The following is a 17,020-nucleotide window of genomic DNA, read 5'->3' on the forward strand; positions in this document are numbered from 1 at the left end:
GATTAACCCATGGCTACAACCGTTAACAGCGACCTGATCATCTATAACGATGAGGCGCAAACCGCATACCTGGAGCGAGTCCAGGACAACCTCGACGTGTTCAACGCATCGTCCAACGGCGCGATGGTGCTAGACAACGAACTGATCGAGGGCGACTTCCGCAAGCGCGCCCTCTACAAGCTGAACGGCTCCCTGGAACACCGTGACGTCAACTCCGAAGGCAAGGTAACTGCCAAGAAGATCAGCGCCGGCGAAGCTGTCGGCGTCAAGGCTCCCTGGAAGTACGGCCCATACCAGACCACCGAAGAGGCGTTCAAGCGCCGCGGTCGTCCGGTCGAGGAGTTCTCCCAGATCGTTGGTGCCGACGTTGCTGACGCGACCCTGGAGGGCTTCATCCAGTACGCAACGGCTGGTCTGCGTGCCGCTATTGGCTCCAACGCTGACATGGTGGTCTCGGCCAACATCGAAACCGACGGCAAGAAAACCCTGACTCGCGGCATGCGCAAGTTCGGCGACAAGTTCGGCCGGATCGCCTTGTGGGTCATGCACTCCAGCGCTTACTTCGACATCGTCGACGAAGCCATCACCAACAAGATCTACGAAGAAGCGGGCGTCGTGATCTACGGCGGCCTGCCTGGCACCCTGGGCAAGCCTGTACTGGTAACCGACACCGCGCCGGCGGATGTCATCTTTGGCCTGTTGCCGAATGCCGTAACAATCACCGAGTCGCAGGCCCCGGGCTTCCGTTCGTACGAAGTGAACGACGAAGAGAACCTGAGCATTGGCTACCGTGCGGAGGGCACCGTGAACATCGATGTGCTGGGCTACAGCTGGAAGGCCACCACTGGCGGTTCCAACCCAACCCTGGCCGCTGTCGGCTCCGCTGCCAACTGGGTCAAGCACGCGGGTAGCAACAAGGTCACCGCCGGCGTGATGATCAAGCTCACTGCGACGCCTCCTGCCTCTGGCGGCTAAGTCTCAAACTCAACGCGCGGTCAGCGATGGCCGCCTTGGAGAAATACATGGAATTGACTTACAGCAACCAACTCTCCGGCTTCGACCCGGAGAAGCGTTACCGCAACCCGGAACACTTCGACAAGCCAGAAGCGGGAGTAACCAGTGTGCTGGTAGTCGGCCATTGGCCGAGCGTTGTTGATGCGTACGAAGCGGCCGGCATTGACGTGTCGGTGAAGGAGGCCAAGCAGGTAAAGATTGTTGGCGCCGCCAATCAGGGCGAACTGGAAAAACTCATCGCAGCTTTACGGGCTGAACATGGATCTATCCAGGTCCTGGTTGACGGCCTGGAAGCTGGCGAGATTCACCGTCCCGGGTCGGGCGAGCTGGCGGTGCGTTTGTATGAAGTACTGGGCACCATCCATGCCTCAGTTGGTGAGCTGACCGCCGAGCGTGACGGCCTGCTTCTTACTGTCGACGAGCTGCGCGATGATGTTGAAGCTCTGAAGAGAGCCGCCATCACACCGCCGGCTGGAGAGGTCGATGAAATCGCCGCGCTGAAAGCAAAGCTCGATGAGGCCAAGGTTCCGTACCGGGCCAATGCTTCGAAAGAATCCCTGGAAAAGCTCGTCGCTGAGCTGACCAAGGAGTAATACTGCTGGCTGTCGGTTACCTGGCGGCCACTCTTCAAACCATTCCAGCGAGTTAACGCATGACACTGATCATCGAGGATGGCACCGGCAAGCCTGACGCCGAAAGTTACGCGAGCGCCGAGGATCTGGCCCGGTATGCCGTGAAATTCGGCACGGTCATTCCTGCAGGTGTTCCTGAGCAGGAAGCGTTGCTGCGACGGGCCGCACTGGCGATGGATGGCATGACCTGGAAAGGGCGCAAGACGAATAGCGAGCAGGGCTTGTCCTGGCCGCGCCGGGAGGTGCGGTTGGATTATGAGATCAAGCCAAACAACTACCTACCGGCGCGGATCCAGTACGGGCAGATGGCCCTGGCTGCTGAGATCCATCAGGACGATATCGACCCGGTGGAGAAGCGCAAGGGCGCGGTTCTGCTTGATCGTGTTGAAGGGGCGGTGACCCGGCAGTACGCGGCGATCCCCAACACCAGCAATCGGTTGTTGCCGGCAGCGCCGGATCGACCGAGTGCCACTCAGTTCGCTGACTACTTACAGAAGCGTGGATTGTTTTCGGTGCGGGTCTAAATCAAATATCCAACATTTTCAGGTTTGTATAGTGGACAAAAACACTGAATAAATCTTCGTTGCTGCTAGCAGATACGAGCTCAGTAAAAGTAGAAAATTCATTTGAGTGGAACGGGACATGGTGTTGAGCATGCTCCGCGATCAGCTCGTCGGTAAATTCTTCTGCGCGCGTTCCAGCTAAGACGGTGCGTATTGCCTTTTTGAAATCCTTTCTCGCTGAGCATTTGTCGATGCTAGTGAAGTCTGCCAATGCATTGTTTAGACGGCCAGCGGCGTCGATCAAAAACAATGCTTTTTCGCCGTTAGTCATCGCAGGTCCTTATAGGGTAACTAAATGGCATTCTACGAAGAAATGGCCGTGATGGCTCTGGAGATGATCACAGAGTTCGGCCAGCCCGTGACTATCAGCAAGACGCAGCCAGGCGAATACGACCCTGATATCGGAGGCGAAGCTCCTGGCGTAACCGTCGAACAGGTCGCCCAGGGCATCCTGCTCGACTTCACCGGCCAAGAATTCCAGAACAATAGCCTCATCAAGCAGGGCGACAAGAAGCTCAAGATCGCCGCGCAGGGTTTGGCCTGGGTGCCCGGCCTGCTCGACAAGGTAATCGCCCAAGGCCGCATCTGGTCAATTGTCCCTCCGCTGAAAGAGGTCAACCCCGCCGGCACGCCGATCCTGTATGAATTGCAGGTACGGTCATGACAAACAAATACGCGAGCATGAACGGCAGCTTCGCCGAGAACATTCGCGACTTCGCTGAGCGCGCCCAGGCTGGTATTGACGCAACTATCCGAGAGATCGTTATCGAGATCGGCAGCAGCGTTATCCGCATGTCACCGGTGGGCAATCCAGAGATTTGGGCTGCGAACATCGTTCACCGACAGGCGAACAAGCGGGCCGCCGATGACTACGACTTCAAGGTCGCGGTCCGCAATACGATCATCAACCTCAACGAGTCGAATTTCACGAAGGCCGGCAAGCTGCGGCGCGGCGTGAAATATGCCAAACCCCTGACAAAGACCGAGCGCGACCAGAACTTCAATGTGAACGGCTTGGTCGCCGGCAGGGACTACGTCGGTGGGCGGTTCCGCGGGAACTGGCAGTTTTCCATCGGCACACCCGCAGAAGGCACGCTTGATCAGGTCGACCCGGCCGGTGGCGTGACGCTGGCCAAGCTTAAGCTGCAGGTGGAGTCGCTCACGGCAGGACAAACTGCCTATATCGTGAACAACTTGCCCTACGCAATCCCGCTTGAGTACGGGCACTCGACCCAAGCGCCCGGCGGCATGGTCCGAATCACTCTGGCCCGCTTCCAGCAGATCGTCGACGAAGCCACAAGGAACAACCAGGTATGAGCCACGCCATCATTGCGTCCATTTACGAGGCCAAGCTGATTGCCTGGAGCAAGGCGCGCACGGAGCCGATCAAGGTGGTGTTCGAGAACGTTCAGTACGACCCGGCGGACGCCGAGACCTATCTGCGGGCGTTCATGCTCCCAGGCGACACGGCAAGCAGCACGCTTGCCGGCGACCACCGCGCTTTCATCGGCGTCTACCAGGTCAGCATTGTGGCCCCGGCCAATACTGGCAAAACCAAGACAAATCCGCTTGTAGCCGAGCTGGCAGTGCTGTTCCCGCTTTATGCTCGAGACACAAAGGCAGGCGTCACCGTCATCACGATGTCGCCGGTTGATCTTGGGCCTGGCATTCCTGACCCGCTCACATACACCGTGCCGGTGTCGTTCGAGTATCGAGCTGACATCGCCATCTGAATACGCCCGTTGGGCAAACCCCGAAACCCGCCTCTGTGCGGGTTTTGTCATTTCTGATAAGAGGAAACACCCATGGCCGGCATCCAAATGCCCAACGGCGCCACCCTTGAGATTGCGTCGACTTACGGCGTTGCAATCCCATTCACTGCGCTGACCAATGCCAATCCGGCAATCGCAACTGCTGCAGCCCATGGCTTGGCCGAGGGCGATGTAGTCGCCGTCAGTTCCGGCTGGACTCGCCTCGACGGCCGCGGTGTCCGTGTGGGGGTAATTGCCAGCGGCACCTTCGCCCTGGCTGGCGTGAACACCACCAACGCTCAGCAGTACCCCGCGGGCTCCGGTATCGGCTCTGTCCGCGAGGTGACGGCCTTCACTGAGATCTCGCAGGTCACTGAAATGAACTCGGCCGGTGGCGATCAGCAGTTCCTTACGTTTGGTTTCGTGGCCGACGACAACGACCGCCAGATGCCGACCACCAAGAATCCGATCACGCTGACTTACACCGTTGCTGACGATCCGTCCAAGCCCTATGTGGCTGTCTGCGAGGCGGCGGACGATGACAAGCAGCCTCGCTTGCTCCGCCTCAACCTCCCAGGTGGTAGCAGCATCCTCTACAACGGCTACGTGTCGATCACTGCGACGCCGACCATGTCGCGCAACAACCTGATGACCCGTGTTATCAGTGTTGCCCTGACTGGTCTTCCTACCCGCTACGCGGCCACGGTGTAACCCATGGCCAAGTTCAAGCTGATCCAAAAGCCAACCTTCAAGGCTCCGGTGATGATCCAGCGCGCGGGCTACAACGCTGAAAAGGTTGAGTTCGAATTCAAGTACCTGGACCGAACCGCGCTAGCCGAGCTGTATACCGGCTGGAACGAGCGGCACGACGAGCTGGGAAAGCAGGTCGGGGACATGGACCTCAAAGCTTTCACTGCCGCCCAGATCGCCCTGCAAGCCGACCAGCTATTGGATGTGGTGGTGGGCTGGGATATTGAGGAGGAGTTCACGCCTGAAAACGTGCGCATCCTCGTCAACTCGATCAACTCCGCCCCGAAGGCGGTGCTGAATGCTTACGCAGAGGCATTCAGCGAGGCCCGCCTGGGAAACTCCTAAGCGCTTCCCGCGCCCTGTATGAGCCTGGGCCATCAGATGCAGACCTGATGGCCTTCGGCTTGTCCCGCCAAGACATTCCCGACAAGGAAGTTGGGATCTGGCCCGACAACTGGGACGTCTTCAAAGTCTTTGAGGCCATGAGTACCCAGTGGCGTACAGGCTCGTGCGGCGCAACAGGCATGGACTACAGCGTTCTCCCGGGTGTGATTCGGATGTGCGGCGTGCCGATCGGCCAGCGACAAACCATTTTCAGCGACTTCCGCCGTATGGAGGCTGAAGCCCTGGAGGTGATGGCGGAACAGAGGGAGAGCGCCAGGGGCGGGTAAAGCGTCGGTGTACTGCTATAGAAGACTAGCAGCCTAGGGATGAGCCCCCCCATGCGGGGCTTTCGTGTTGCTCACTCGTTGATGATAAAGTTCCGCGATAACTCAACGAGGGAACGACATGAAATTATTCGTAGGTGCTCTGGCGTTAACGTTGCTGGCTGGTTGTGCTACATCGCCAGTACCTTCTGACAAGGCGCGTTCAGCACCATCTGAAAGGGTGAGCGGTTACCAGAAGCCAGTACCTGGTGGCAGCTCGCTGATTGTGACGAGAGACACTGGGTTTCAAGGTGGCGGATGTTTTGCAACGATTTTCCTAAATGGTGCACCCGTGGCGAAGCTGGACACTGGCGAGAAGGCTGTCTTCCAGGTGCCTTCAGGCGAGTGGTTGCTAGGTGCCGCGCTGGACGGTTCAGCGCTTTGCGCAGCTAACCCCGAACGAATGGAAACGTCAGTAGTTTTGAAGCAGGGCCAGCAAAAGAAATTCAGGGTTTTTATTCCTGCGGGTGGTGGGTCGATAGCCGTACAGCCGAGCAGCTTCTAAGTATTTAAGGAGAAGTTGATATGTCACAGGTGGTCGTTTTGGGCTGGCTTATTGTTGTCGGACTCACAGCCGTGGCGGCGAACGCGAAGAACAGATCTGCGTTCGAAGGCTTTTTGGTGGGGATTTTCTTTCCTGTTCTCGGACTGGTCATTTACCTAATAATCAAACCAAACCCACAAAAAACTTCAACTATTAAAGAAGGTCTTCTCGTCAACTCTAGCGGCGAGAGAGCCTGCCCTAGCTGCTCAGAACTTGTAAAAATGCAGGCGTCTAAGTGCAAGCACTGCGGAAGTGGTATCACGCCAATTACTGACGCTGAAGCAAGCTCTGCGCACGAGGCTGTGTACGGCCCCATGAGAAGCCACCGAACGATTCTAGTTTTGTTGCTAGGAATAGCTGTTGCGGTTTTCGGCTACTTTAGCCAGCACTAAATATATTTCCATAAGCCCGCCTAGAGCGGGTTTTTTTACGCCTGGAGAAAGCATGGCTACCAACTTCACGTCCTTGGGCATTGCCGTAAACTCATCGGAGGCGGTGAACGCTGCCGGCGACTTGGACAAGTTGGTCGACTCGGCAGAAGGCGCGGAGAAGGCGATTGTCGATCTGGGAAAAGCCGGCGATGGCCTGGCCAGCACCGGAAATAAGATCACTCAAGCTGAAAGTGAGGTGGCACAGGGCGTCGACAAGTCTACTGCCGCGATAGATCGCAGGTCCGGTGCAAGTCGCAAAGCCGCCGACAGTGCGGTAGCTGAGATCAATGTCATCAGCCAGCTAGACAAGGCGATGAGCGGCAATATCACCAGCATGGAGTCGCTGATCCAGGCTGAGGGATTGCTCGAGCGTGCCAAGAAAGGTGGACTGGTAACGATAGAGGACCAGGTCAAGTATCAGGATCAGTTGGGGAAGGCCCACGACAGGCTTGAAAAGGCTGAAGCCAAAGAACTGGCGCAGAAGCAGCGCCTGATAGAGGTTGAGGGCCGACGGATCGAAGCGCTGAAGCGCACCGTGAATGGAATGGACCCCTTAACCTCCAAGCTGGCGAAGCTTGAAGAGCGTGAGCGAGCACTCAACGAGCTTCATAAGCTAGGCGAGACTGACGCCAACCGCTACAACGAAGCTTTGGCAAAAATCGGCAAGGATCGTGCAGGGCTGACAGCTACGGAAACCGCGTTCGACAAGTTGAAGCTTGGCACTCGCCAGGCACAAGAGAACGTGATGCAGCTCGCCAACGCCCTGCAATCTGGCGATCTGGGGAGTGGTGCGCGGGCCATTGCGCAATTGGGTGCCGGTGCCGGCGAATCAGCTCGAAGTCTGGCGGGGATGATAATTCCAGCCGGCCTACTGGTGACCGTTCTTGGGTCGCTTGGATACGCCTATTTCGATGCAATGAAGCAGGCTCGCGAGTTCAATGCTGCTATCAATGGCGGCACCAACGGCGCCGGTCAGACAATCGCCAGCCTGAAGGATATGGCCGAAGGTGCCGGGCGCATCACTGGAAATCTATCTGGCGCGCGCGAAGCGGTTGTGTCGCTTGCGTCGGGGGCCGCCACAAGCGGCACGCAGATGCGCAATCTGGCTGAGGCTGCGACAGCGATCAGCGAGATCACGGGGCAGGGTGCCGGAGAGCTCGCAAAGTCATTCGCCACTGCTGGGGATACAGCTACGGAGGCTGCGGGCAAAATCAGCAGCCAGTATGGGCTGCTGACCCTCGAGCAGTACCAGGTGATCAAGGGGATTGATGACCAGGGCGATCATCAGCGCGCGCTTGATGTCCTGAGTGGCAATTTGAATGAGGCGGCGTTAGAGCGACTCAAGGCCTATCGCGGGTCTCTATCCGATATTGAGCGAGACTGGGACGACGTCGGGGAAGCTACGAAACGCGCTTACTCATATATTAGGTCGGAAGCTTTCCCAGACGTCGCAAAGCAGATCGAGATTACCCAGCGCGTGCTGGATACCCGTAAGGGTGGCGGATTCGCCGGCGCAGTCTCCAGCGGGCTGAGCTCGCTCAATACTGCGTTAGGCTTGGGTACCGGCGAGCATGACGACTCTACTGAGGCGCTGGAGAAGAAGCTCGCGAACCTGAAAGCCAGGCAAGCAGCCAACGCCAATCTGGCAATCATCACTGGCGAGAACACCGACGCAAACCAGAAAGCTATTAAGATCCAAAAAGAATTGGATGCGCAGCTCGATGAGATTAACCCTCTAAATAAGCGCACAGCAGGGCTGGACAAGCTCAACGATAAATTCAGAACGCTTTACGAGAATGCTGAGAGGATCGGCCAAAAGTCTAAGCTTCTGGAGGGTGTCGATTTTGACGGTAAAAAGTTCTCAGGGGGGGCTTACGATACCTTGGTTAAAGGGCTTAACGATAAAAACAAAGGCCCGAAGGCCGCCTCAGCTCAAGTCGATCTGACCAGTTTCAATAACGCTAAAAACAACCTGTCCGACATCGTCACGGACTACCGAAACGCCCAAAAGGAACTGGAGGCCCAGCAGAAGGCCGGCGTGGTGTCGCTGTCGGACTACGCAAAGCAGCGATCGGCCCTGATCAATCAGGAAAAGGACGATGTGACGGCCGCGTACCAGGCTGAGATCGATGCCCTGGAAGCGGCCAAGGCCAAGAAAGACACAACGGCGGCGCAGAGCATCCAGCTTGACCAGAAGATCGCCGATGCAAGGCAAGGGATGGTCAAGGCTCAAAAGGATGCCGATAGTCAGCTGACGGTCATCGCTACCAACGAGAAGGGCCGCCTGGAGCAACTGACGGCCGCCTCGGAGGCCTACGTCAATCAGCTGGAGCGCCAGCGCGCCGCACTGGAAGCGGCCGGTTCCCGTGCAGCAAACGGGCTGGGTCTGGGCGACCGGCAAGCAGCACTGCAGGCGAGCCTCGACGCAACCACTGATAAGTTCAACGACGAGCGCGCCAAACTTCTGGATCGCCGTAAGACAGCGCCTGATAAGTACAGCCAGGAAGACTACATGCGCGACCTGGCCAGCCTGGAAGATGCGGAAAGGAAGTACCGCGACACAGTGGTCGACAACTACGACAAGATGTCGGAGGCCCAAGGCGACTGGCGCAGCGGCGCTTCTTCTGCCTTCCAGAACTACCTGCAATCAGCCAACGACGTTGCCGGGCAAACCAAAAGCCTGTTCACCAATGCCTTTTCCAGCATGGAGGACGCGGTCGCTGACTTTGCCATTACCGGCAAACTTTCGTTTTCCGACTTTACCAAGTCGATCATCGCTGACATGGCGCGTATCGCTACTCGTCAGGCTGCGTCCGGTTTGCTGTCGGGGCTGGCGGGCACTGCGATCGGTGCCTGGTTCGGTGGCGGTGCAGCGGCGGGTGCAGGCGCTGGCAGTTTCGGCTCCAGCATCGGCAGCGCTCTAGTAGAGGGTAGGGCGTCAGGTGGTCCTGTCGATCCGAACACCCTGTATGAGGTAAACGAAAGGGGGCCTGAGCTGTTCAGTCAGGGCGGCCGCTCTTATCTCATGACGGGCGCACAGGGCGGCAGCGTCACTCCGCTGATGACTGGCGGCAACTCAATCATGGCTGCAGCTGGCAGCGGAGGGGGTGGGGGAGGCGGCAACACCTACAACTTTCCCGTGTCGGTATCCGTGCAAACGGCTGGCGACGGCGGTAATGCAACTCAGGAAGACACCTCGCAGGCCGGAAGGAATATCCAGCAGGTCGCCAAGACCGAAGCCGAGGCTGCCATCGCACGCGGTGTTCAGCCTGGCGGGGCTATCTGGCGAGCTATCAACGGGAGGTAACGATGGCGATTGAGACATTCACCTGGGCCACCCAGAACGGGGAGGCACCCGATATTACCTATCGGGTGCGCACCTCGCAGTTTGGGGACGGCTACAAGCAAGAGGTCGGGGATGGGATCAACAACAAAGTCGATGCCTACCCAATCACCCACACCGGCGGCCAAGCAAGAGCGCTGGAAATTATGGCGTTCTTCGATCGTCACAAGGGTGCCAAAGCCTTCCTCTGGACAACCCCGCTTGGCCAGCTTGGCCTTTTTACCTGCAAGAACCCGACCCCCACTCCCATGGGCGGGGGCGTATTCAAAGTGACGGCGACGTTCGAGCGCGCCTTCCACCCGTAAAGGTCAATCCATGTCGCTGATCAATGCTATCCAGACCCTTGAGCCTGGGAACGAAATCATGCTGTTTGAACTGGATGGCAGCGATTACGGCGCCGATGTGCTGCGCTTCCACGGCCATGCGATACCGCATACGCCTGCCGAACTGCTGGCCGCCGGCAGCAACGCTGACCAGCTGCCGGCCAAGTCGATCTGGTGGAAGGGCGAAGAGTATGGCGCCTGGCCAATGCAGTACGAGGGCAGCGAGGCGAACGGCGACGGCACCGCAGTACGGCCAAAGCTGTCGGTGGGCAACGTCAATGGACGAATCACCGCTCTATGCCTGGCCTTCGAGGATCTGCTCGAGTTCAAGGTGACAGTTCGCAACACGCTGGCCGAGTTCCTGGACGCGGTGAACTTCGAAGACGGCAACCCCGCGGCCGATCCCACCCAGGAATCGATCGAAGTCTGGTATGTCGACCAGAAGACCAACGAGGACGGCGAGACGGTCAGCTGGGACTTGGCCAGCCCTGGTGATGTCGGCGGCGAAACAATCGGCAGACAGATGACAACCCTGTGCCACTGGGCGCTAACCGGCGGGTACAGGGGGCCCGACTGTGGCTACACAGGGCCGTACCGGGACAAGGATGGGAATCTGACAGATAACCCTGAGAATGACATACCTGACGGAACGCTGGGCCGCTGCTGCATTCCCCGCTTCGGCGAGGGAAACCCTTACCCATTCGGTGGATTTCCCGCTGTGTCACTCATTGCCCGGAGCTGAGAAATGCGCAAACACATTATCGCCGCCATCCAGGTGCATGCGGCGGCCGAGTACCCGAAAGAGTGCTGCGGGCTTTTGATTTCCGTGGGCCGGGCACAGAAGTATTTCCCGTGCCGGAACATCGCCACGGAGCCGAACGAAGAGTTCCGGCTTGATCCAGAGGACTACGCCGCGGCGGAAGACCAGGGCCAGGTGATCGGCATCGTCCATTCTCATCCGGACGCCACCAGCCGCCCGTCATCGCGCGACCTGGCCATGTGCGAGGCCACGGCCTTGCCCTGGCACATATTGAGCTGGCCCGAGGGCGACCTGCGCACTGTCACCCCGAGCGGCAACACGCCGCTGCTAAAGCGCCCATTCGTGCATGGTGCCTGGGACTGCTGGCAGGTCTGCGCCGATTGGTACCGACGTGAGTGGAGCCTTGAGTTCGAAGCCTTCCAGCGAACAGAGGGCTGGTGGGAGAGTGCAGATAGCACCAGTCTGTACGAGGCGAATTATACCGCTGCCGGTTTCGAGCAAGTCGACAAACCACAGCGCGGCGACATGATCGTGATGGAGGTCGGGCGCACGGCGCATCCGAACCACGCGGGAATCTACCTGGGAACTGACCCGGCGCTGCCCGATGAAGAATCCGGCGTCTTTGGTCCCGGGCCCTTCGTCCTGCACCACCTCTATGGCCGGCCATCAGAGTTGATTGTCTACGGCGGGCCATGGCTTCAGCGCACACGCTTAATTCTTCGACACAAGGAGGCACGATGAGCGCCATCGTTTATTCGCCAATGACCACCGTCAAACTGTCCGGCTCGCTGGCTCAGAAGTTCGGCAGGCTGCACCGGCGTCAGGTTGGCCCGGGTGATACGTGGGAAGTTTTCCGGGCGCTTAAGGCCACCATTGAGGGATTCGAGGCCGAGATTCGCCGCCTTGACCGCCTGGGTCTTCGCTTCGCCATCTTCCGCAACCGTAAAAACGTCGGGCCGGATGAGTTCGGCATGGGCGGGGCCAGGGAGATAAGGATTGTCCCAGTCGTAGAAGGTCGCAAGCGGGGCGGCATTTTGCAGATTGTGCTGGGCGTCGTGCTGATTGCGGCCAGCTACTTCGGCGCGCCGACGGCGCCCGCCGGTATCGCGTTGCTCGCCGGGGGGGTGATTCAGATGCTCAGCCCGCAGGCATCAGGCCTTAAGCAGAGCGCAGCGCCTGAAAACATGCCCAGCTACGCATTCGGCAGCGCGAAAAACACCACGGCCAGTGGCAACCCCGTCCCCATCTGCATCGGTGAGCGCCGGTGGGGCGGCGCAATCATTTCGGCCTCTATCTACGCCGAAGACAAGACATAACCTCGACACGTCGAGCAAGCCGCCCAAGAGGCGGTTTTTTATTGCCTGGAGGAAAGCATGGGCGCAGCACAGAATCTGGATATTCACGGTGCCAAAGGTGGCGAGAGCAAGCCAAAGGCGCCGGTAGAGGCACCCGATAGTCTGCGCTCCACCAACGTGGCCAAGATCCTCATCGCAGTGGGCGAGGGTGAGTTCGATGGTGTGCCCACCGCACGCGACATTTTTCTCGATAACACCCCGATCCAGGACGCCAGCGGAAACTATAACTTCAGCAATGTGAAGTGGGACTGGCGACCAGGCTCGGTTGAGCAGACTTACATCCCAGGTATTCCGTCAGTCGACAACGAGACCTCCCTGAATATCGAGCTGCGCAGTGGCACGCCGTGGGTGCAGTCGTTTACTAACCTTCAGCTCTCTGCGGCGCGTATTCGCCTGGCCACACCGCGACTGGCGAGCCAGGATGGCGCAAACAACATCAACGGCTATCGCGTCGAGTATGCGGTCGACGTGGCAACTGATGGCGGCGCCTACCAGCAGGTTCTGTTAGGTGCCATGGACGGTAAGACGACCACGCGCTACGAGCGCTCATTACGCGTCGACCTGCCGCCGGCTGCCAGCGGCTGGCTGATTCGTGTTCGCCGAATCACCCCCAACTCGCAGAGCACTGACAAAGTTGCCGACAGCCTGTTCATCGCCGGCTACACCCAGGTGATCGACGCAAAGCTGCGCTACCCGAACACCGCGCTATTGTTCGTCGAGTTCGACGCCGAGCAGTTCACCAACATCCCGGCCGTCACCGTGAAATGCAAAGCGCGCCGTTGGCAGGTTCCGAGCAACTATGACCCGGTGGCGCGGACATATACCGGTGCCTGGGATGGCACAATGAAAGAGGCGTGGACCAATAACCCGGCTTGGGTCACCTACGGCATCTGCACCCAGGATCGTTTCGGACTGGGTCGCCGAATCAAGCCGTGGATGGTGGACAAGTGGGAGCTATACCGCATCTCACAATATTGCGATCAGTTGGTGTCCGATGGTGCCGGCGGCGTTGAGCCGCGCTTCTTGTGTGACATGAACCTGCAGGGAAAGGCCGATGCATGGTCATTGCTGCGGGACATCGCCGGCATCTATCGCGGCATGACGTACTGGGCTCAGGGCCAACTGGTGATGCAGGCTGACATGCCTCGGGCACAGGACATGGACTACGTCTTCACCCGGTCGAATGTCATCGACGGCAAGATCTCCTATGGCAGCGCATCGGCGAAGACTCGCTTCACGCGCTGCCTTGTCAGCTACGATAACCCGCTGAACAACTACGATACCGATGTCACAGTCTATTCCGATTTGCCGCTGCAGCGCCGCCTGGGCGACAAGCCGACGGAGATCAGTGCCATCGGCTGCACTCGGGCATCTGAGGCCCAGCGCCGTGCCAAGTGGCTGGTGCTGAGCAACAACCAGGACCGCACCATCAGCTTCAGGACCGGCATGGAAGGCCGTATTCCGCTGCCTGGGTTCATTATCCCCGTGGCCGACTCGCTGTTGGCGGGCCGGGAGATAGGCGGGCGCATTGCAGCCGCGGCGGGGAAGGTCGTCACCTTGGACCGCGATACCCTGGTCAAGGCCGGTGACCGGCTGGTGATTAACCTTCCCGGCGGGCGGGCGGAAGGGCGCACAGTGGAAAGCGTGAACGGCCGCAAGGTAACTGTGACTGTCGCCTACAGCGAGGCGCCGGCCGCGCAGCTTCAGTGGGCAATCGACGCTGATGATCTGGCTATTCCTCTGTATAGGGTTATGAGGACCGCCCGGACCCCAGAGGGCGACTACGACATCAGTGCGCTGCAGTTCGAGCCGAGCAAGTTTCCAAGTATCGACACTGGCGCACGCCTTGAAGAACGCCCAATCAGTGTTGTGCCGATCACAGTGGTACCGGCACCTGCGAGCGTCGACATCACGTCGAACCTCGCGATCGACCAAGGCCTGGCAATCAGCACCATGAACATCTCCTGGCCATCCGTACCTGGTGCGGTCGCTTATGACGTGGAGTGGCGCAAGGACAGCGGCAACTGGATCAAGCTGCAGCGCACTGGCTCGACGAGCGTGGACGTTACTGGCATCTATTCGGGCGCCTATCTGGCCCGGGTACGGTCTGTGAGTGCCTTCGAGATCTCTTCGATTTGGAAGAGCTCAAACCTGACCAACCTGAAGGGTAAAGAGGGTCTGCCGCCGGCGGTAGCGTTCCTGACCACCTCCAGCTTGGTCTACGGCATCGGCATCCAGTGGGGCTTTCCACCAGGTGCAGAGGACACCCAGCGCACGGAACTCTGGTATAGCGAGGCGCCCGATTTGGAGACTGCTGAGAAGCTGAGCGACTTCAGCTACCCGCAGGCCAAGCATGAGATGCACAGCCTGCTGGCGGGGGCGAGCCTGTTTTTCTGGGCGCGCCTGGTGGATCGTACCGGCAACGTCGGGCCGTTCTATCCGATCCCAGGTGCGGTAAATGGCCAGGCCAGTTCGGACCAGAGCGAGTACGAGAAGTACTTCGCGGACAAGATCGGCAAGGGGGCTCTGTACCAGGAGTTGCGCGAAGAGATCGAGCTTATTTCGGGAGATGGTCCTGGCTCGATGAATGCGCGTTTGCAAGAGCTGGACGCCCAGCTACAGGCGCAAATTGATGCGATTGCGGATATTGCAGACTCGGCGGCTTACGATCCTGAAAAGCCTTACACGGCAGGTCAAAGCGTGCTGTTCACTGACGGCATTCTGTATCAGGCCAAGGGTAGTGTTCCCGCTGGCGCAGCACCGCCAGATGCAAACTACTGGCTCAACGTGGGGCAGGCTGTAACGACTGCCAACGGCGTCGCCGCGCGTGTCACTACGTCAGAAACCAAGATCACCAATATCGAGGGGGTGAACACCGCTCAATCCACGGCAATCACTGGACTGCAAACCAGCCTCACCACCACCAACGGCAACGTCACTGCGGCGCAAAACGCTGCAAACGCGGCCAATACACTGGCAGGCGGTAAGGGCAAGGTGCTGGTGCAGGCGGCAGCTCCAGGGGCTGCTGATCAGCTTGTGCAGAATCTTTGGATCGATATCACTGGAGGTGCAAACACGCCGAAACGCTGGACGGGTTCCGCCTGGGCGGCTGTTAGCGACAAGGTGGCCACGGATGCAGCGACGGCAGCTGCCAATGCATTGTCGGTCGCGCAAACCAAGGCAGATGCATCGACCGTCACAGCTCTGGGCAACACCGTGACGCAGCAAGGCAACACCATCACGGCGCAGGGTACGGCGATCACCGGCATCCGGGCTTCTATCGGCCAGCAACTGGATAACCTGCTTATTCGAGGTAACTTCGAGGATGGCCTGGCAGATCCTTGGACCACATCTACTGGGTCCCCAGCAACAGCGGTCGTAGCCACTGCATCCAGTTCGACGGCATTCAGCAAGGCGATCGCCTTCTATGCCAACAGCTTTTGCGGGATCAACTTCAACATCCTGACTGTGGCGGGTGAGCAGTTCGATGTGACGGCGGAGATTTCTGGGGATGAGATGACCCCGGGGCAGACCGGCAACTTCCAGATGCAGTTCTACAACAGCGCCAATGTGAACTTGGGCTATGTGACGGCCTTTTCATTCGCGGCCACCACTGGCGCGGGTTTCAAAAAGTTCTCGGGCCGTATCACTGCGCCGGCGAATGCGGTTTCTGCCAGGTTCGTCACCCGAATCATGGTCGCGAACAGTACGGGGCGGGCTCTGTGGTGCAACATCGCGGCTCGCCGAGTTACGGCAGCAGACGCTGCAAATGCGTCCGCTACTTCAAGCTTGGCGGCCATGGTTAGCGATATCGATGGCAAGCTGGTTGCAACATCTGAAAAGGTTGATGGGGTTTACGCTCAGATCAATCCAGCCTATGCAGGCGACACCGCGACCAGTGCAGGCGACAACACTGTCAGCGCGGGCGTGTGGTCCGTGTGGTCAGCGATTGCCGAGGGTGATTCAGCCCAAAGTAAACGAACTGACTTGGTTGAGGCAAAGGTCAACGGTAACGCGGTTGCCATTGCTGCTGAGACCACTGCGCGAGTTAATGCTGAAGGGGTAATGGGTCAGCAAATTGCGACCGTAGAAACCAATCTCAGCGGAGCCAACCTATCGATCGCACAGAACGCCCAGGCTATTCAGACGGTCGGCGACAAAGTTTCGGCTACCTGGTCGGTGCGCCTGCAGTACACCTCGGCTACAGGTGAATATAAATATGCTGGTGTGGGGCTCGGCCTGGAAGACGGCCCTGGCGGCTTGCAGTCCAAGTTCATTATTGATGCGGATTTGTTCGCCCTTGGGCAGGGAGGCACGATTCCTTTTGCCGTAACGGACGGCCAGACGTTTATTAAAGCCGCGTTTATCCAGGATGGCACGATCACCAATGCAAAAATCGGGGCTTACATCCAGTCCGATGACTATGTTGCGGGTTCCGTTGGATGGCGACTGAGCAAGACCGGGGTTTTTGAAATAAACGGATCTGTTCCAGGGCAAGGGCGCATGACCATGACCAACAGATCTTTGCGCGTATACGACGCCGCTGGACAAAAAAGGGTGCAGCTAGGAGACCTATCGGAATGAGTTTCGGTATGCGGATATGGGGGGCTGACGGAGCCCTCCAGCTGGATGAAACATCCTTTACTGTCAGGGTTATATATTCGGCGCTTATACCCAAAACGGCCGGGCGCTTTATCGACATAGCTATTGCGGGCGTAACGCCCGCAACAGACTCCTGCGTCTGTATCCCTATCGTGCCCTACAGTACGAACGGGCAAAGCATCGACGCGATAGCATTTATCCCCTACGTCTATGAGGGCTATGTCCGGGTCTTCTTTGGAAGTCCG

Annotated in this window: 18 protein-coding genes; 17 read left to right on the top strand and 1 reads right to left on the bottom strand. The window is 58.7% G+C overall.

Features of this window, described 5'->3' with window-relative positions; genetic code table 11:
- The first annotated feature begins 9 nt into the window (after positions 1-9).
- The 3 genes from BHC62_RS21150 to BHC62_RS21160 are packed head-to-tail and all read left to right on the top strand — an operon-like array spanning position 10 to position 2,170.
- Positions 10-975 (top strand): major capsid protein, encoded by a 966-nt coding sequence (locus tag BHC62_RS21150; RefSeq protein ID WP_070996033.1) that lies wholly within the window; start codon positions 10-12, stop codon positions 973-975.
- 47 nt (positions 976-1,022) lie between these two features.
- The gene (locus BHC62_RS21155; RefSeq protein WP_070996034.1) at positions 1,023-1,607 is read left to right on the top strand and encodes a hypothetical protein; all 585 of its coding nucleotides are present in this window, start codon (positions 1,023-1,025) and stop codon (positions 1,605-1,607) included.
- Between the two features lie 59 nt (positions 1,608-1,666).
- Positions 1,667-2,170: a DnaT-like ssDNA-binding protein gene (locus BHC62_RS21160; protein WP_070996035.1), complete on the top strand. Its 504-nt coding sequence runs from the start codon at positions 1,667-1,669 to the stop codon at positions 2,168-2,170.
- 1 nt (position 2,171) lies between these two features.
- Here BHC62_RS21160 and BHC62_RS21165 read toward each other — a convergent pair whose 3' ends face one another.
- On the bottom strand, positions 2,172-2,480 hold the full coding sequence (locus BHC62_RS21165) for a hypothetical protein (RefSeq protein ID WP_070996036.1): 309 nt from the start codon (positions 2,478-2,480) through the stop codon (positions 2,172-2,174).
- Between the two features lie 24 nt (positions 2,481-2,504).
- Between BHC62_RS21165 and BHC62_RS21170 the strand changes: the two genes are divergently transcribed.
- From BHC62_RS21170 to BHC62_RS29055, 14 genes are all read left to right on the top strand, one after another.
- Entirely contained in the window at positions 2,505-2,873 is a 369-nt protein-coding gene (locus BHC62_RS21170) for a hypothetical protein (RefSeq protein ID WP_070996037.1), read from the top strand.
- Complete coding sequence (locus BHC62_RS21175) at positions 2,870-3,526, top strand: hypothetical protein (RefSeq protein WP_070996038.1); 657 nt, start codon at positions 2,870-2,872, stop codon at positions 3,524-3,526. The genes BHC62_RS21170 and BHC62_RS21175 overlap by 4 nt, the downstream gene beginning before the upstream one ends.
- Positions 3,523-3,942, top strand: a complete 420-nt coding sequence (locus tag BHC62_RS21180; RefSeq protein ID WP_070996039.1) for a phage tail terminator-like protein — start codon at positions 3,523-3,525, stop codon at positions 3,940-3,942. Before BHC62_RS21175 ends, BHC62_RS21180 begins: the two co-directional genes overlap by 4 nt.
- Before the next feature lie 72 nt (positions 3,943-4,014).
- Positions 4,015-4,671 (top strand): phage tail protein, encoded by a 657-nt coding sequence (locus tag BHC62_RS21185; RefSeq protein ID WP_070996040.1) that lies wholly within the window; start codon positions 4,015-4,017, stop codon positions 4,669-4,671.
- A gap of 3 nt (positions 4,672-4,674) precedes the next feature.
- Entirely contained in the window at positions 4,675-5,055 is a 381-nt protein-coding gene (locus tag BHC62_RS21190) for a phage tail assembly chaperone (protein WP_032877397.1), read from the top strand.
- 47 nt (positions 5,056-5,102) lie between these two features.
- Positions 5,103-5,381: a DUF1799 domain-containing protein gene (locus BHC62_RS21195; RefSeq protein WP_070996041.1), complete on the top strand. Its 279-nt coding sequence runs from the start codon at positions 5,103-5,105 to the stop codon at positions 5,379-5,381.
- A 118-nt stretch (positions 5,382-5,499) separates the two neighbouring features.
- Complete coding sequence (locus tag BHC62_RS21200) at positions 5,500-5,922, top strand: hypothetical protein (protein ID WP_070996042.1); 423 nt, start codon at positions 5,500-5,502, stop codon at positions 5,920-5,922.
- 20 nt (positions 5,923-5,942) lie between these two features.
- Positions 5,943-6,353 (top strand): hypothetical protein, encoded by a 411-nt coding sequence (locus tag BHC62_RS21205; protein ID WP_070996043.1) that lies wholly within the window; start codon positions 5,943-5,945, stop codon positions 6,351-6,353.
- A 52-nt stretch (positions 6,354-6,405) separates the two neighbouring features.
- Positions 6,406-9,699, top strand: a complete 3,294-nt coding sequence (locus BHC62_RS21210) for a phage tail tape measure protein (protein ID WP_070996044.1) — start codon at positions 6,406-6,408, stop codon at positions 9,697-9,699.
- A gap of 2 nt (positions 9,700-9,701) precedes the next feature.
- Positions 9,702-10,040, top strand: a complete 339-nt coding sequence (locus BHC62_RS21215) for a phage tail protein (protein WP_070996045.1) — start codon at positions 9,702-9,704, stop codon at positions 10,038-10,040.
- Positions 10,041-10,050: 10 nt separating this feature from the next.
- Positions 10,051-10,800 carry a phage minor tail protein L gene (locus tag BHC62_RS21220; RefSeq protein ID WP_070996046.1) on the top strand — a complete coding sequence of 250 codons (750 nt, stop codon included), beginning with the start codon at positions 10,051-10,053 and terminating at the stop codon, positions 10,798-10,800.
- Between the two features lie 3 nt (positions 10,801-10,803).
- Entirely contained in the window at positions 10,804-11,559 is a 756-nt protein-coding gene (locus BHC62_RS21225; protein WP_070996047.1) for a C40 family peptidase, read from the top strand.
- The gene (locus tag BHC62_RS21230; RefSeq protein ID WP_070996048.1) at positions 11,556-12,134 is read left to right on the top strand and encodes a tail assembly protein; all 579 of its coding nucleotides are present in this window, start codon (positions 11,556-11,558) and stop codon (positions 12,132-12,134) included. Before BHC62_RS21225 ends, BHC62_RS21230 begins: the two co-directional genes overlap by 4 nt.
- Before the next feature lie 57 nt (positions 12,135-12,191).
- A complete protein-coding gene (locus tag BHC62_RS29055; RefSeq protein ID WP_083335468.1) occupies positions 12,192-16,757 on the top strand; it encodes a phage tail protein in 4,566 nt (1,521 codons plus the stop codon).
- Positions 16,758-17,020: the final 263 nt, after the last annotated feature.

The sequence above is a fragment of the Pseudomonas sp. 06C 126 genome, from assembly GCF_001855215.1.
In the GTDB taxonomy this organism is placed as follows: Bacteria; Pseudomonadota; Gammaproteobacteria; order Pseudomonadales; family Pseudomonadaceae; genus Aquipseudomonas; species Aquipseudomonas proteolytica.

Coding starts and splice junctions, on each gene's coding strand:
- BHC62_RS21180 (WP_070996039.1), top strand. CDS start 3,523: ATGAGCCACGCCATCATTGCGTCCATTTACGAGGCCAAGCTGATTGCC.
- BHC62_RS21210 (WP_070996044.1), top strand. CDS start 6,406: ATGGCTACCAACTTCACGTCCTTGGGCATTGCCGTAAACTCATCGGAG.
- BHC62_RS21215 (WP_070996045.1), top strand. CDS start 9,702: ATGGCGATTGAGACATTCACCTGGGCCACCCAGAACGGGGAGGCACCC.
- BHC62_RS21150 (WP_070996033.1), top strand. CDS start 10: ATGGCTACAACCGTTAACAGCGACCTGATCATCTATAACGATGAGGCG.
- BHC62_RS29055 (WP_083335468.1), top strand. CDS start 12,192: ATGGGCGCAGCACAGAATCTGGATATTCACGGTGCCAAAGGTGGCGAG.
- BHC62_RS21160 (WP_070996035.1), top strand. CDS start 1,667: ATGACACTGATCATCGAGGATGGCACCGGCAAGCCTGACGCCGAAAGT.
- BHC62_RS21190 (WP_032877397.1), top strand. CDS start 4,675: ATGGCCAAGTTCAAGCTGATCCAAAAGCCAACCTTCAAGGCTCCGGTG.
- BHC62_RS21170 (WP_070996037.1), top strand. CDS start 2,505: ATGGCATTCTACGAAGAAATGGCCGTGATGGCTCTGGAGATGATCACA.
- BHC62_RS21205 (WP_070996043.1), top strand. CDS start 5,943: ATGTCACAGGTGGTCGTTTTGGGCTGGCTTATTGTTGTCGGACTCACA.
- BHC62_RS21220 (WP_070996046.1), top strand. CDS start 10,051: ATGTCGCTGATCAATGCTATCCAGACCCTTGAGCCTGGGAACGAAATC.
- BHC62_RS21200 (WP_070996042.1), top strand. CDS start 5,500: ATGAAATTATTCGTAGGTGCTCTGGCGTTAACGTTGCTGGCTGGTTGT.
- BHC62_RS21230 (WP_070996048.1), top strand. CDS start 11,556: ATGAGCGCCATCGTTTATTCGCCAATGACCACCGTCAAACTGTCCGGC.
- BHC62_RS21165 (WP_070996036.1), bottom strand. CDS start 2,480: ATGACTAACGGCGAAAAAGCATTGTTTTTGATCGACGCCGCTGGCCGT.
- BHC62_RS21195 (WP_070996041.1), top strand. CDS start 5,103: ATGGCCTTCGGCTTGTCCCGCCAAGACATTCCCGACAAGGAAGTTGGG.
- BHC62_RS21225 (WP_070996047.1), top strand. CDS start 10,804: ATGCGCAAACACATTATCGCCGCCATCCAGGTGCATGCGGCGGCCGAG.
- BHC62_RS21155 (WP_070996034.1), top strand. CDS start 1,023: ATGGAATTGACTTACAGCAACCAACTCTCCGGCTTCGACCCGGAGAAG.
- BHC62_RS21185 (WP_070996040.1), top strand. CDS start 4,015: ATGGCCGGCATCCAAATGCCCAACGGCGCCACCCTTGAGATTGCGTCG.
- BHC62_RS21175 (WP_070996038.1), top strand. CDS start 2,870: ATGACAAACAAATACGCGAGCATGAACGGCAGCTTCGCCGAGAACATT.